Here is a 13,704-nt window from a genome sequence, read left to right as displayed (position 1 = left end):
GCTGTGGCCTGGCGAAGTGAAGGACCTTTCGACAGTGTGGCGGCCTTCGGAGGTCTCGGAGTCGAAGCCCACGGCTCGCCCGCGACGAGGACGCATTGTTGCCCGTCACGGCATCATGCGGAACGAAAATGCTGGCCACAGCCCGTTTGGGGATTGTGAGAAGCTAGGGGAGTGAACGACATCCTCCCCATTATTCTGCCCATTCTCGCTGTCCTGGTGGTCCTTGGCGCGCTGATCCCGGTGCTCATGAAGACCCGGAAGAACGTCAAGAACTATCCCGGCACGCGTGACGCAAACGACCCCGTGCAGGCCCCGGGAGCCGGAACCCTTGTGGAGGACCGTGCCGCGCCCGCACCCGAACGGACCGCACCGGACGCCGTCGAGCTCGCAGGACCCGAAACAGTCGAGGTGCCGGACAACGCTGCCGGCCTGGAAACCGTGCCGGTGGAAACACCGCTGCCGGTGGCCGGACGCCTTACCCGGCTGCGCGAGCGGCTGGTCAAGTCCAACAACATCCTGGGCAAGGGACTCCTTGCCCTTCTCTCCGCGGACAAGATCGACGAAAACGTCTGGGACGAGGTCGAGGAGACCCTCCTGCTGGCCGACCTCGGCACCGAACCGACGATGCAGCTGGTGGACGCGCTCCGCGAACGCGTCAAGGTGATCGGCACCCGCTCGCCCGAACACGTCAAGGCCCTGCTCCGCGAGGAACTCATCAAGCTCGTGGATCCCACCATGGACCGCAGCCTGAACGTCCAGCGCCACGCGGACAAGCCCGCCGTCATGATGGTGGTTGGCGTCAACGGCGTCGGCAAGACCACCACCGTGGGCAAGCTCGCCCGCGTGCTCGTGGCCGAGGACAAGGACGTGCTGCTGGGCGCCGCCGACACCTTCCGCGCCGCCGCCGCGGAGCAGCTGGCCACGTGGGGCCAGCGTGTGGGCGTTCCCACCGTGAAGTCGGACATCGACGGCGCCGATCCGGCGTCGGTGGCCTACGAGGCTGTCAAGGCCGGCATCGACCAGGAAGTCGACGTCGTCATGATCGACACTGCCGGGCGCCTGCAGAACAAGGTGGGCCTGATGGACGAGCTCAGCAAGGTCAAGCGGGTCATCGAAAAGCTCGCCGAGGTGGACGAGGTGCTGCTGGTCCTGGACGCCACCACCGGCCAGAACGGCCTCAACCAGGCACGGGTGTTCTCGGAGGTTGTGAACATCACCGGGATCGTCCTGACCAAGCTGGACGGCACGGCGAAGGGCGGGATCGTGGTCGCCATCCAGAAGTCCCTTGGCGTTCCGGTCAAGCTGATCGGCCTGGGCGAAGGCGCCGACGACCTCGCGCCGTTCGACGCCGAAGCCTTTGTGGACGCGCTGCTTAACTGACAGGTGCCGCAATAAGAGAATGCCCCGGTCCAGAAGGACCGGGGCATTCTTTATTGCCTTGAAGCGGCTAGTACTTGAAGTTCAGGACCGTCACTGTGCCTGCGGTCAGCTTGAACTGCTGCGTCTGGGACTTGTACGCGAAGCCGGGCACCGTGGGGCGCTCGGCGAGGGGCTTGGACTCGGTCTTGGCGCCGTCGATGACGGTCTGGTCCTCGGCCTTGTAGCTGGGCCCGCTGAGCTGGGTCATGGTCCCGGTCACGGGCCTGCCCGGCAGGTTAAGCGTGACGTCAGTCTGCGCGGCCTTTTCGGGGTCGTTCTCGTTGACGATCACCACGCTGGTGCTGCCGTCCGCGTTCTGCAGCGCGTAGCTGAACGCGAGGCCGCCTCCGGAGCTGTTCAGTTTCATGAACTTTCCGGCCTCAAGCTCGGCCACCATGGAAATGCCGAAGAAGTTGGCCCGGCCGGACATCTGGCCGTTACCGAACGGGTAGGCGCCGGCGCTGCAGATGGCGGACAGGGGCGGCCCGCCCTTGCACGTGAGCAGCGAGCTGTGGAAGCCGATCCGGGTAATGCCCAGCTGCGCTGCGTTGAGGGAATAATCGGCCGCCCACAGCGCCGAGGCGTGGGTGCGGGAGGTCTCGTTCGAGCCGGGGCATGCCGCGATCCCGGTTTCCGGGAGCCACGTCTCCAGGCCCGCGGCCTGGCCGACTGCGAGGGCGGACTTCTGGTAGTCGGCGGCCCGGTCGTGCATCAGCTGGCTCATCAGGTTGGCAATCGTGGGCGAGCCCTTGGGATCGCTGCCGTCACAGCTGTAGAGCGGGTAGTTATGGAACGTCAGGATCTTCTTCTGCGGGATGTCCGCATCGACGAACGGCTGCCACCACTTCTGGTCATAGGCGCCCGGTCCGGAGATCGGCACGTTGGGGGCCACGGCGTAGATCGCGTTGGCGTAGTCCTTCAGTTCCCGGACATACTGCTCCAGGCTGTAGCCGCTGCCGGCCTTGACATCGTTGAACACGAAGCCGTTGGGCTCGTTGCCCACGGTGATGCTGAGCAGCCGGTCACCGAAAGTCTGGGAAGCAAACTTGACCATGTCCGCCGCCCGGGCCGGGTCGTAGTGGCCCAGGTCCACCGTGAGGCTGACTTTGGCGTTTCCGGCCTCCAGCAGTGTCTTGAGCCGGGCCAGGTCTGCCGGGCCCACGGCCTTGACCGGGTGCGTCTTGTCCCCCTTGTAGCCGGCGGGGATCGCCTCGCCGGTGGACGTCCAGAAGAAGCGCCGGTCCACGGCGTTGCCGCCGAAGCGCAGGACGGGCTGGTCGATCTCCTTCAGGAGCTTGACCATCGACGCGTTATCGCTGCTGAGGTCCGGGTCGGCCAGATCCGTGGCCTCCAGGGAGATTCCGGTCACGCCCTTGTTCAGGGACGTGCCCACGAGGTCGTTAGAGACATCGACCTTGAGCGGTTCAACTTTTTCCAGCGGTGACCCGGCCGGCGGCCCCGGCTGCTGGTAGTAGGTGACCGGCGGCCCCACCTCGGCGGGGGTGGGCGCGGGTGCCGACGACGGGGCGGTCTCGGAAGCGGCCGGCGGGGCCGGCGTCGGGCTGCCGAAAGTGAGCGGAATCAGCACCGCCGTTGCAGCGACGACGGCGACGATTCCGGCGCCGGCAATGATCCGTGCGCGCTTGCTTTTTCCCGCGGTTTTTCCCGCGGGCTGTCCCGCATTCGCGGGATCGGCGGGGTCGGGGCTATCGGCTTTCCCGGGGGAAGAGTCGAATCTGGCCATGGGGGATTACCTCCGGAAGATTGTGGCAAGTGCCCCCAGCTTAGCCAAGGGAGGGCGCCGCCGCTGACCGGACGGTCCGAAACAGGGCCCCGAGCGCGGTGATCCGTGGCGGCAGCGCCGCAGGTCACGCGCCCTTCGCGGCGGCGCGGCCGAAGGTTTCGCGGGCCGGCACCCATGCGGCGGCCGCGGCCAGCAGCATCCCGCCCGTGACCCCGAAGGCCCAGCCGTAGCCCAGCCGGTCCGCCAGCAGCCCGGCCACCACCGGCCCGACGATCGCGCCGCTGTCGGAGGCCATCTGGAAGACGGCCAGCACCCGCCCGCCCGAGCGCTCATTGCCGATCACGTCCGCGATGGCAGCCTGCTGGGCCGGTCCGAGCAGCCCGGAACCGATCCCGGCACAGGCGGACGCGAGCAGGAACCAGGGCAGCTGGTGCGTGAACCCGATCGCCGCCGTGGCCGTGCCGGTGACCAGCAGCCCGGCCAGCAGGAGGGGTTTTCGGCCCAGGCTGTCCGCCATGCGGCCGGAAAACGTCAGTGCCACCGCGTTCCCGCCCGCAAACACGGCCAGTGCCCAGCCCGCGGATTCCGGACCGGCGCCGAGCGCCACGACGGCGAACAGCGGCACTGTGGCCATCCTCACCCCGAACGTGGCCCAGCCATTGGCGAAACTCGAAAACAGGCCGGCCCGGTACGCGCTGTCCCGCAGCGCGTCGCGCAGTTCCATCGCCGGAGCCGTGGCGCCGGACTGCCGCGAGGCGGCCGGGACGTGGCTGAGCTGGGTCTGCACCACGAGGGCGGCCAGCAGCAGGGCCGCCGCGTACGCCAGGAACGGAACCCTCAGCCCGAAGCCGGCGAGCAGGCCGCCGACGATCGGGCCGCAGACGTTGCCGATCAGGAAGGCCGAGGCGTAGGCACCGGAAACCCGGCCCCGGCTTTCCGGCGGCGCGAGCCGGACCACGAGCGCCATGGACGCCACGGTGAACATCACCGAGCCCGCACCGCCCAGGCCGCGGAAAATCAGCAGCTGCCAGTAGTCCTGGGCGAAGGCGCAGGCCGCCGTCGACGCCGCCACGATCAGCAGCCCGGCAACGTACACGGGCCGCTCGCCCAGCTTCACGATCAGGGCGCCGCCGGCCGGGGCGAAGACGAGCCGCATGAAAGCGAAGATGCTCACGATCACCGCTGCCGCCGTCGCGCCGACGTCGAATGTGGTCGCGAACTGGGGCAACACCGGTGCGACGAGGCCAAAACCGATGGCGATCAGGAAGGCCGCGACCAGCATCACCTTGATATCCCGGGGCAGGCGCGGACGCCCCGGCGCCCGGGCGGGCACCTTGGGGGCTGCTTCGCCGGCGGGGCGGGAGGTGTTGCTCATAGTGCGGTCGTCCTTGGGTCGAATCGGGGCCGGCGGGCTGCCGGCGCTCAAGCGCGAGATTAAGCCGATGAAACATAACCGTAACAAGTGTGAGATGCACCATTTACGTCAGGGAGGTTCTTGTAACAACCCGGCAATGTAAATCCTCCGCCAGCGAAACACAGCCCCGCGAAACTCTTTACTAGAACGCAAATAATGCGTTGGGACCGGCGGACTACTCCGCACCTAATAGCAAGAGAGGACGTAGACCATGGAACTCACCGCAGGTCTCGTTTGGCTCCTGGTCGCCGCAGCGCTAGTGCTGTTCATGACCCCGGGCCTGGCATTCTTCTACGGCGGCATGACTCGCGCCAAGTCGGCTTTGAACATGATGATGATGAGCTTCGTCGCCATTGGAACCGTTGGCATCATGTGGGTCCTGTGGGGCGCTTCGATGGCTACGAGCAACGAGGACAACTTCTTCCAGATCTTCGCGAACCCTTTCAGCCACTTCGGCCTCCACGGCTTCACCGAACCTGCTGATCTGCTCAAGGTCGGCTACGCAGCCACCTTCGCCATCATCACGGTGGCCCTGATCTCCGGCGCGGTCGCCGACCGCGCCAAGTTCTCCGCGTGGGTTGTCTTCACCCCCATCTGGGCCACCCTGGTCTACGCGCCGCTGGCCTTCATGGTCTGGGGCGGCGGCCTCTTCTCTGCTGATGGCTGGTTCGGCCAGACGTTCGCGCCGGTCATCGACTTCGCCGGCGGCACCGTGGTCCACATCAACGCCGGCGTCGCGGGCCTGATCCTGGTTCTGATCATCGGCAACCGCAAGGGCTTCGGCAAGGACCCGAACCACCGCCCGCACAACATTCCGTTCGTCATGCTCGGTGCCGCCATCCTGTGGTTCGGCTGGTTCGGCTTCAACGCCGGCGCTGCTGCGACCGTTGAACAGGCCGGCCTGATCTGGATCAACACCCTGGCCGCCCCGGCCGCCGCCATGCTCGGCTGGCTCGCCGTGGAACGCTTCCGCGACGGTCACCCGACGTCCCTCGGTGCAGCCTCCGGTGTGGTGGCAGGTCTCGTCGCCATCACCCCGGCCTGCGCCAACGTCTCCCCGCTCGGCGCGATCGCCCTCGGCGTCGTGGCCGGTGTGGCTTCCGCCCTCGCCGTCGGCCTGAAGTTCAAGTTCGGCTACGACGACTCGCTCGACGTCGTCGGCGTCCACCTCGTCTCCGGTGTTGTCGGCACCGTGGCAATCGGCTTCCTCGCCACCCCGACCCAGGGCACCGCGGGCCTGTTCTACGGCGGCGGCACCACGCAGCTGGTCGCCCAGACCCTCGCGGCCCTGATCGCGATCGCCTTCACCGCAGTGATGACCTTCGTCATCGCCTTCCCGATCCACAAGCTCATGGGCTTCCGGGTCTCCCAGGAACAGGAGGTAGTCGGCGTGGACCTGAGCCTGCACGCCGAGACGGCGTACGAGTTCGGCGTCGGCGGCCACGGCGGCAGCTTCCAGCCGCTGCACGAACTGATCACCGGCAAGCCGCAGGAGGAAACAGTCTCCGCAGCTCCGGTGGACCCAACGTCCAACGGCAAGACGAACGCAACGGGTAAGGAAAGTGTGGGGGCATGAAACTGATCACGGCAATCGTCCGTCCGGAAAAGCTTGAGGCTATTCGCGAAGGCCTGGAAGCCTACGGTGTGCAGGGCCTCACGGTCAGCGCGGCCAGCGGCTACGGCCGGCAGCGCGGTTACACCGAGGTGTACCGCGGGGCCGAATACAACGTGGACCTCCTGCCCAAGATCCGGGTAGAAGTACTGGCCACCGACGAACAGGCGGACGACATCCTCGATGTCATCATCGCCAGTTCGAACACCGGCCGGGCCGGCGACGGCAAGGTCTGGACGATGGATGTGTTCGAGGCTGTCAGGGTCCGCACCGGAGAGCGCGGCTCGGCAGCGATCTAGCGGGCTCCCCGCTCCGGCCCCGGAACGGGAGCCGGGCACAGCGGGACCAACACAGCGGGGCCAACACAGCGGGCCGGATACCTGAAAAGGCATCCGGCCCGCTGTGTCGTTCGCGCTCAGTCGTTCCTGCTCAGCCCGGCGCCTACGCCGGCCAGTCCTCCGGGCCGGACGTCCCGGCAGGATAGTCCTCCAGCGGAACATGTCCGGCGGCCCAGGACTTCAGCACCGGCGCCAGGATGCGCCAGCAGTCCTCGGCTGTATCGGCACGCACTGACAACAGGGGATCGCCCGTGAGGACCCCTTCCAGGACTTCGCCGTACGGCAGGAGCTCGGAGGCGCTCAGCTCGGCCTGCAGCATGGCCCGGTCCAGGCGCAGAACATCGCCCGGACCGTTGACGTCGACGTCGAACTGCAGCGTGTCCGGTCCGAACCCGATCCTGAGCTGGTTGGGGGAGTCCACCCCCGTGAATCCCTTGGGCAGGTGCGGCACCGGCCGGAACGTGACCACGGCTTCCTTGCGCTTTCCGCCGAGGGCCTTGCCCGAGCGCAGGATGAACGGCACGCCCGCCCAGCGCCAGTTGTCGATCTGCACCTCGACCTCGGCCAGGGTCTCCGTGTTCCTGGCAGGATCCACCCCGCTCTCTTTGACGTAGTCGGGGATCTTGCGGCCGTCGATGGTGCCAGCGGTGTACCGGGCGCGGCGGGTGCTCTTGGCGTAGGGCGCCTTGATGCTGCTGGCACGCAGCACCGTGGCCACCGCATCACGCAGGTCCCGCTCGTCCAGGGATGCCGGCGGCTCGATCGCCAGGAGGGCCATGATCTGGAGCAGGTGGCTCTGGATCATGTCGCGGAGGGCGCCGGCGCCGTCGTAATAACGGGCGCGACCCTCCAGGGCGAGATCCTCGTCGAAGATGATCTCCACTTTTTCGATGGTCGCGCGGTTCCAGACGGGTTCGAGGAAAGCGTTCGCGAAGCGCAGGCCCAGGATGTTCAGCACCGTCGCCTTGCCCAGGAAGTGGTCCACCCGGTGGATGTGGTCCTCCGGGACCAGCGACGCCAGCGTCCTGTTCAGGTGCCGCGCGGACTCCTCGTCCGAGCCGAACGGCTTCTCCATCACCAGCCGGGTCCCGGCGGGCACGTCCTCCGGTGCCAGCGCCTCGCACGCCAGCTGGCTCACATGCGGCGGAAGGGCGAAGTAGACGGCCACGGGGCCCTCCAGCTGCGCCAGCAGCCCGGCGAGCTGCCCCTCGGCCGTGACATCGAGCTGGTGGTAGGCGCTGTCCTGGCGGATCCGCTTCAGCTCATGCTTGCCGTAGACGTCGGCCTGGGAGTTTTCGTCCGCGAAGGACTCCTCGATCCGGTCCGACCACTGCTCCGGCGTCCAGGGGTCCGATCCCGCGCCGGCCAGGGTGAGGCCATCGGCGCGGCCCCGGCCCACCAGGCGGGCCAGCCCGGGCAGCAGGAGCCTGCCGGTGAGGTCGCCCGAGGCGCCGAGGATCAGTAGGGTTTTTACAGTTGTTTGGCTGGTCACCTACGCCAGCATGCCATCTTGAAGGCGCATCTTGGTACCCTAGATAGTCGAGTCCCGTTGTCGAGGCGGTTCGTTCAGGCGAACACCAGTCACGACGCTGGCGAGCCGGACCGGCCGCCACCTGTAGATCCACTGAAAGAAGTGCACGGCGCGTGTTCAATTCACTCTCTGACCGGTTGACAGCAACCTTCAAGAATCTTCGTGGCAAGGGCCGCCTGACCGAGGCGGACGTTGACGCCACAGTCCGCGAAATCCGGCGTGCCCTCCTGGACGCCGACGTCGCCGTGCCCGTGGTCCGGGAGTTCACCGGCCGGGTGCGCGAGCGTGCCCTCGGCGCCGAGGTCTCCGGCGCGCTGAACCCGAGCCAGCAGATCGTGAAGATCGTCAACGAGGAACTCGTCGAGATCCTCGGCGGCGAGACCCGCAGGATCCGCCTGGCCAAGACTGGCCCCACGATCATCATGCTGGCCGGCCTCCAGGGCGCCGGTAAGACCACCCTGGCCGGCAAGCTGTCCAAGTGGCTCAAGGCCCAGGGCCACAGCCCCATGCTCGTGGCCTGCGACCTCCAGCGCCCCAACGCCGTCACCCAGCTGCAGGTGGTCGGGCAGCGCGCCGGCGTACCCGTGTTCGCCCCGCACCCGGGCGCCACCTCCACCGAACTCGACCGCCCGGCCGGTGACCCTGTCGAGGTCGCCCGTGCCGGTGTCGAGGAAGCCAAGCGCACCCTCCACGACGTCGTGATCGTGGACACCGCCGGCCGTCTCGGCATCGACGCCGACATGATGGAGCAGGCGCGCCAGATCCGCCGGGCGATCGTCCCCAACGAAGTCCTGTACGTGATCGACTCCATGATCGGGCAGGACGCCGTCAACACCGCCATGGCGTTCGACGAGGGCGTCAACTTCACCGGCATCGTGCTCTCCAAGCTCGACGGCGACGCCCGCGGCGGTGCCGCGCTTTCTGTCACATCGGTGACCGGCAAGCCGGTCATGTTCGCGTCCACCGGTGAGGGCCTGGACGACTTCGAGCTCTTCCACCCGGACCGCATGGCCTCGCGCATCCTCGACATGGGTGACGTCCTGACCCTGATCGAACAGGCCGAGAAGTCCTGGGACAAGGACGAAGCCGCCCGGATGGCGAAGAAGTTCGCCGACCAGGAAGACTTCACCCTGGACGACTTCCTCGCCCAGATGCAGCAGATCCGCAACATGGGCTCCATGAAGAAAATGCTCATGATGATGCCCGGCGCGCAGAACATCCGCCAGCAGCTCGAGCAGTTTGACGAGCGCGAGATCGACCGCGTCGAGGCCATTGTCCGGTCCATGACCCCGCACGAGCGCGTCGCGCCGAAGATCATCAACGGCTCCCGCCGCGCCCGCATCGCCCGCGGTTCCGGCGTGCACGTCTCCGAGGTCAACGGTCTGCTGGAGCGCTTTGCCCAGGCCCAGAAGATGATGAAGAAGATGGCCGCAGGCGGCGGCATGCCCGGCATGCCGGGGATGCCCGGCATGGGCGGCGGCGGGCCCCGCAAGGGAGCCAAGGCCGCACCCAAGAAGAAGGCCCGCTCCGGCAACCCGGCCAAGGCGGCACAGGAACTGCGCGACGCCGAGGCGCGGCGTGCGTCCGGCGCCAAGGCCCTGCCCACCGGAGCGTCGTTCGGCCAGCAGGGCGGCGACTTCGATCCGTCCCAGCTGAACCTGCCCAAGGGCTTCGACAAGTTCCTCGGCGGCAGCAAGTAGCCACAGCTGCTGGGGGCCGCCGGAACTGTGTCGCCCGGCGGCATCAGCACCGACGTGCCATAGGGTTAGACCATGTTCAAGCAGCGCGTAGTCTTCGTCCATGGGGATGGCAGTTTCGGCGCCGCCGCGTGGCCCCGGCAGCACGGGATGGCGCTTGAATACGATGCGCTGTTCCTGCGGCGGCACGGCTTCGATGCTGTCGCGGAACCGCTCGCAACCAACTTCGCCGCCGACGCCGCAATCGTGCTCGCATCGCTGGCAGATGACGGCCGCGGCGAGGCCGGCGGCCATGTGGTGGCCCATTCGCAGGGCGCCATCGCCGCGATGATGGCCGCCGTCGAGCGTCCCGACCTGGTCCAGTCCCTGACCCTCGTGGAACCGGCCTGCCTGTCCCTGACAGCGGAGCTCCCGGCTACCGCCGCGCACCGGGCCCTCATGCAGCCGCTCTTTGACGTCCGGCACAACCTCAGCGACGACGACTTCCAGCGCGAGTTCATCCGCCGGGCGTTCTCGGCCGACGCCCCGGGGGCCACCACGCCGGAGGCCCTCCGCGCGGCGCGCCGGCTCCGCCTGCAGGCCCCGCCGTGGGAGGCCCCGCTGCAGATCGTGCCGGGCGTGCCGACGCTGGTCCTGACCGGCGGCTGGGAACCGCTGTACGAGGAAATCGCCGGCTACCTGCGCGAGACCGGCGCCCTGCACCGCACTGCGGCGGGAGGGCACCGGCCCCAGGATTCACCCGACGGGGACCGGGCCATCCGCTCGTTCATCGCCGAGGTCAGCCGGCTCCAGCACGCACGGGCGTCCTAGGAGCGGGCACTTCCGCCTGCGGCAGGTTCTCCCACGGAGGGCTCCGGCAGGTAGACCTTGCCGCCGGCCGCCAGGAACTCGCTGCTCTTTTCCCGCATTCCGGCCGCCATCTGCGCCAGGGCCGCCTGCGAGTCTGCTGAACCGTACTCATCCCGGATGTCCTGGCTGATCCGCATCGAGCAGAACTTCGGCCCGCACATCGAGCAGAAGTGGGCCGTCTTGGCCGGCTCCGCGGGGAGCGTCTCATCGTGGAACGCCTCGGCGGTCACCGGGTCCAGGGACAACGCGAACTGGTCCCGCCAGCGGAACTCAAACCGTGCCTTGGACAGGGCGTCGTCGCGTTCGTGGGCGCCGGGGTGGCCCTTGGCGAGGTCGGCGGCGTGGGCCGCGATCTTGTACGTGATCACGCCGGTCTTCACGTCATCCTTGTTCGGCAGCCCGAGGTGTTCCTTGGGCGTGACGTAACAGAGCATGGCAGTGCCGTAGCGGGCAATCTCGGTGGCGCCGATCGCCGAGGTGATGTGGTCATAGCCCGGTGCGATGTCCGTGACCAGCGGCCCGAGCGTATAGAACGGGGCCCCCTTGCAGAGTTCCTGCTGGCGCTCCACGTTCTCCCGGACGAGGTGGAAGGGCACGTGTCCCGGGCCCTCCACCATGACCTGCACATCGAACTCCCAGGCCCGCTGGGTGAGCTCGGCCAGGGTGTCCAGCTCGGCAAACTGCGCCGCGTCGTTGGCGTCCGCCGTCGCTCCGGGCCGCAGCCCGTCACCGAGGGAGAACGCGACATCGTACTTCGCGAAGATTTCGCAGAGCTCATCGAAGTGGGTGTAGAGGAAGTTCTCCTGGTGGTGAGCCAGGCACCAGCCGGCCATGATGGAACCGCCGCGGGAGACGATGCCGGTGACCCGGTTGGCCGTCAGGGGCACGTACCGCAGCAGTACCCCGGCGTGGATGGTCATGTAGTCCACGCCCTGCTCGCACTGTTCGATCACGGTGTCCCGGAAGATCTCCCAGGTCAGGGCGTTCGCCTCACCGTTGACCTTTTCCAGCGCCTGGTAGATCGGGACCGTGCCGATCGGGACGGGGGAGTTGCGGATGATCCATTCGCGGGTCGTGTGGATGTCATCGCCGGTGGAGAGGTCCATCACGGTGTCCGCGCCCCACTGGGTGGCCCACTGGAGTTTGTCGACTTCCTCGGCGATGGAGCTGGTCACGGCGGAGTTGCCGATGTTGGCGTTGATTTTCACCAGGAACGCCTTGCCGATGATCATCGGCTCGGATTCGGGGTGGTTGACGTTGTTGGGAATGATCGCCCGGCCGGCCGCCACCTCGCTGCGCACGAGCTCCGCATCGCAGTTCTCGCGCAGCGCGACGAACCGCATTTCCTGGGTGATCACCCCGTCACGGGCATAGCGCATCTGCGTGACGGTCTTGCCCTCGACGGCGCGTCGCGGCACCGGGCGCCCGCCCCGCCACTCGGCCGACGCCGCGCCCCGGCGCACGGCCGACTTGCCGTCGTCGAGCAGCTCCCGCTCCCGGCCGGCGTAGGGCTCGGTGTCCGCCCGCGCCTCAATCCAGGGGGCCCGGAACGGCTCCAGCCCGAGGACCGGATCGCTGCCCGGGCCCGCCGTGCGGTAGACCCGGAACGGCGGGTTTTCGACGCCGCCCGGAGACGGTTCCAGGGCAATCTCGGTCACCGGGACGCGGATGCCGTGGTCCGCGTCCGTGGTGAAAGCCAGGGAGTGGGACTTCAGCGACTGCGTGGTGGCCGCAGACTCGTTGAGGGCGGGCCGCTTTGAGACAGGCTGGCTGTGGACAGGGCTGTGCTGTGTTTCTGTGGTGCTCAAAGGATTACTCACTTCCTTCGCCGGCATTACCCGGACAGGTTCAACGGTCGCAGGCCGCGTCAGCCCGATCTCAGCCCCTGCAGGGGCACCCGTGTGGTCGTAGATGAAGCTACCACGTGCCGCCGGATGGCGGTCCAGTGTGACGCGGCGCATGGATTGCCGGGGGATTAGGCTTGATGCCATGACCGGCATCATCGAGTTCAGCGGCCCCGTCCTCACCGCGGCTGATCAGGAACGCCGCGGGCTCTGGTCGGTGGACGGCAGGCTGACGTTCCGCCGGCCTGCCGCGGCGCCGGACCTGGTCCTGGACGGCTGGGTCATCCCGGGACTGGTCGACGCGCACTGCCACATCGGGCTCGGCCCGGGCGGGGACGTCTCCGAGGACACCGCGGAAGCCCAGGCCCTGGCAGACCGCGACGCCGGGACGCTCCTGGTCCGCGACGCCGGCGCCGTCCACGACACCCGCTGGCTCCAGCGGCGCGCGGACCTTCCCCGGATCATCCGCGCCGGACGGCACATCGCCAGGACCCGGCGCTACCTGCGGGGCTTCGCCGTCGAGGTGGAGCCGGGGGATCTCGTCGAAGCCGTGCGGAAGCAGGCCCTGGCCGGCGACGGCTGGGTCAAGCTCGTGGGGGACTGGATCGATCGCGACGCCGGCGACCTCGCCGCCAGCTTTCCCGCCGGGACACTCAAGGACGCCGTGCAGGCCGCCCACGATGAGGGGGCCCGCGTCACCGCGCACTGCTTCGCCGAAGACACCCTGGATGACATGCTCGACGCCGGGATCGACTGCATCGAGCACGCCACCGGGCTGCTGCCGCGGCATCTCCCGCGTTTCGCCGGGCAGGGCGTTCCAATCGTTCCCACACTGATCAACATCGCCACGTTCCCGGACATCGCCGCCCAGGCGCAGGCCAAATTCCCCCGCTATGCGGCCCACATGCGCTCGCTGTGGGAGCGGAGGGCGGAGCGGATCCTCGAGGCCCACGAGTCCGGGGTGTCCATCTATGCCGGCACGGACGCCGGCAGCGTGATCAGGCACGGCCGGATTGTGGACGAGGTCCGGGCCCTGCACGCGGCCGGTCTGACCGCTTCGGCCGCCCTCGACGCCGCCAGCTGGTCTGCGCGAACGTGGCTCGGGACGGACGGCATCACCGAGGGAGCCGGTGCCGACGTCCTGGTGTGCGCCGCGGATCCCAGGCAGACCCTGGACACCCTCGCGGAGCTGCGGCACATCGTGCTGCGGGGCAGGCTCGTCCGTTAGGAATAAATTGAAGCTTCAAGTAATTTAA

10 protein-coding genes and 1 riboswitch are annotated in these 13,704 nt (G+C 68.1%); of the genes, 6 read left to right on the top strand and 4 right to left on the bottom strand.

Going from position 1 to position 13,704, the window contains the following annotated elements:
• Positions 1-171 precede the first annotated feature (171 nt).
• Positions 172-1,380, top strand: coding sequence for a signal recognition particle-docking protein FtsY (gene ftsY / locus LDO15_RS13980; RefSeq protein ID WP_223979585.1), 1,209 nt, complete (start codon positions 172-174; stop codon positions 1,378-1,380).
• 67 nt (positions 1,381-1,447) lie between these two features.
• On the opposite strand, the gene LDO15_RS13975 is transcribed toward ftsY, so the two are convergent.
• Positions 1,448-3,163: a hypothetical protein gene (locus LDO15_RS13975; RefSeq protein ID WP_223979584.1), complete on the bottom strand. Its 1,716-nt coding sequence runs from the start codon at positions 3,161-3,163 to the stop codon at positions 1,448-1,450.
• A gap of 124 nt (positions 3,164-3,287) precedes the next feature.
• Positions 3,288-4,538, bottom strand: coding sequence for an MFS transporter (locus LDO15_RS13970; protein WP_223979583.1), 1,251 nt, complete (start codon positions 4,536-4,538; stop codon positions 3,288-3,290).
• 250 nt (positions 4,539-4,788) lie between these two features.
• Here LDO15_RS13970 and LDO15_RS13965 point away from each other — a divergent pair, with 250 nt between their 5' ends.
• The gene (locus LDO15_RS13965) at positions 4,789-6,153 is read left to right on the top strand and encodes an ammonium transporter (RefSeq protein WP_223979582.1); all 1,365 of its coding nucleotides are present in this window, start codon (positions 4,789-4,791) and stop codon (positions 6,151-6,153) included.
• Positions 6,150-6,488 (top strand): P-II family nitrogen regulator, encoded by a 339-nt coding sequence (locus LDO15_RS13960; protein ID WP_028276847.1) that lies wholly within the window; start codon positions 6,150-6,152, stop codon positions 6,486-6,488. Before LDO15_RS13965 ends, LDO15_RS13960 begins: the two co-directional genes overlap by 4 nt.
• 142 nt (positions 6,489-6,630) lie before the next feature.
• On the opposite strand, the gene LDO15_RS13955 is transcribed toward LDO15_RS13960, so the two are convergent.
• The gene (locus LDO15_RS13955) at positions 6,631-8,019 is read right to left on the bottom strand and encodes a glucose-6-phosphate dehydrogenase (protein WP_223979581.1); all 1,389 of its coding nucleotides are present in this window, start codon (positions 8,017-8,019) and stop codon (positions 6,631-6,633) included.
• Between the two features lie 152 nt (positions 8,020-8,171).
• Here LDO15_RS13955 and ffh point away from each other — a divergent pair, with 152 nt between their 5' ends.
• Both ffh and LDO15_RS13945 read left to right on the top strand, forming a co-directional pair.
• Positions 8,172-9,758: a signal recognition particle protein gene (gene ffh, locus LDO15_RS13950; RefSeq protein ID WP_223979580.1), complete on the top strand. Its 1,587-nt coding sequence runs from the start codon at positions 8,172-8,174 to the stop codon at positions 9,756-9,758.
• Positions 9,759-9,830: 72 nt separating this feature from the next.
• Entirely contained in the window at positions 9,831-10,565 is a 735-nt protein-coding gene (locus LDO15_RS13945) for an alpha/beta hydrolase (RefSeq protein WP_223979578.1), read from the top strand.
• Here the strand turns inward: LDO15_RS13945 and thiC are convergent.
• Positions 10,562-12,412 (bottom strand): phosphomethylpyrimidine synthase ThiC, encoded by a 1,851-nt coding sequence (gene thiC, locus LDO15_RS13940; protein WP_276572923.1) that lies wholly within the window; start codon positions 12,410-12,412, stop codon positions 10,562-10,564. The two genes, LDO15_RS13945 and thiC, sit on opposite strands and share 4 nt — an antisense overlap.
• A riboswitch (TPP riboswitch) is annotated at positions 12,408-12,515 on the bottom strand. (Overlaps the previous gene by 5 nt.)
• Positions 12,516-12,593: 78 nt before the next feature.
• Between thiC and LDO15_RS13935 the strand changes: the two genes are divergently transcribed.
• Positions 12,594-13,676, top strand: a complete 1,083-nt coding sequence (locus tag LDO15_RS13935; RefSeq protein ID WP_223979576.1) for an amidohydrolase family protein — start codon at positions 12,594-12,596, stop codon at positions 13,674-13,676.
• Positions 13,677-13,704 lie beyond the last annotated feature (28 nt).

Source organism: Arthrobacter sp. NicSoilB8 (genome assembly GCF_019977355.1).
Classification (GTDB): domain Bacteria; phylum Actinomycetota; class Actinomycetes; order Actinomycetales; family Micrococcaceae; genus Arthrobacter.
The sequence above is the reverse complement of the archived record's forward strand: the minus strand, read 5'-3'. Positions and strand labels throughout refer to the sequence as shown.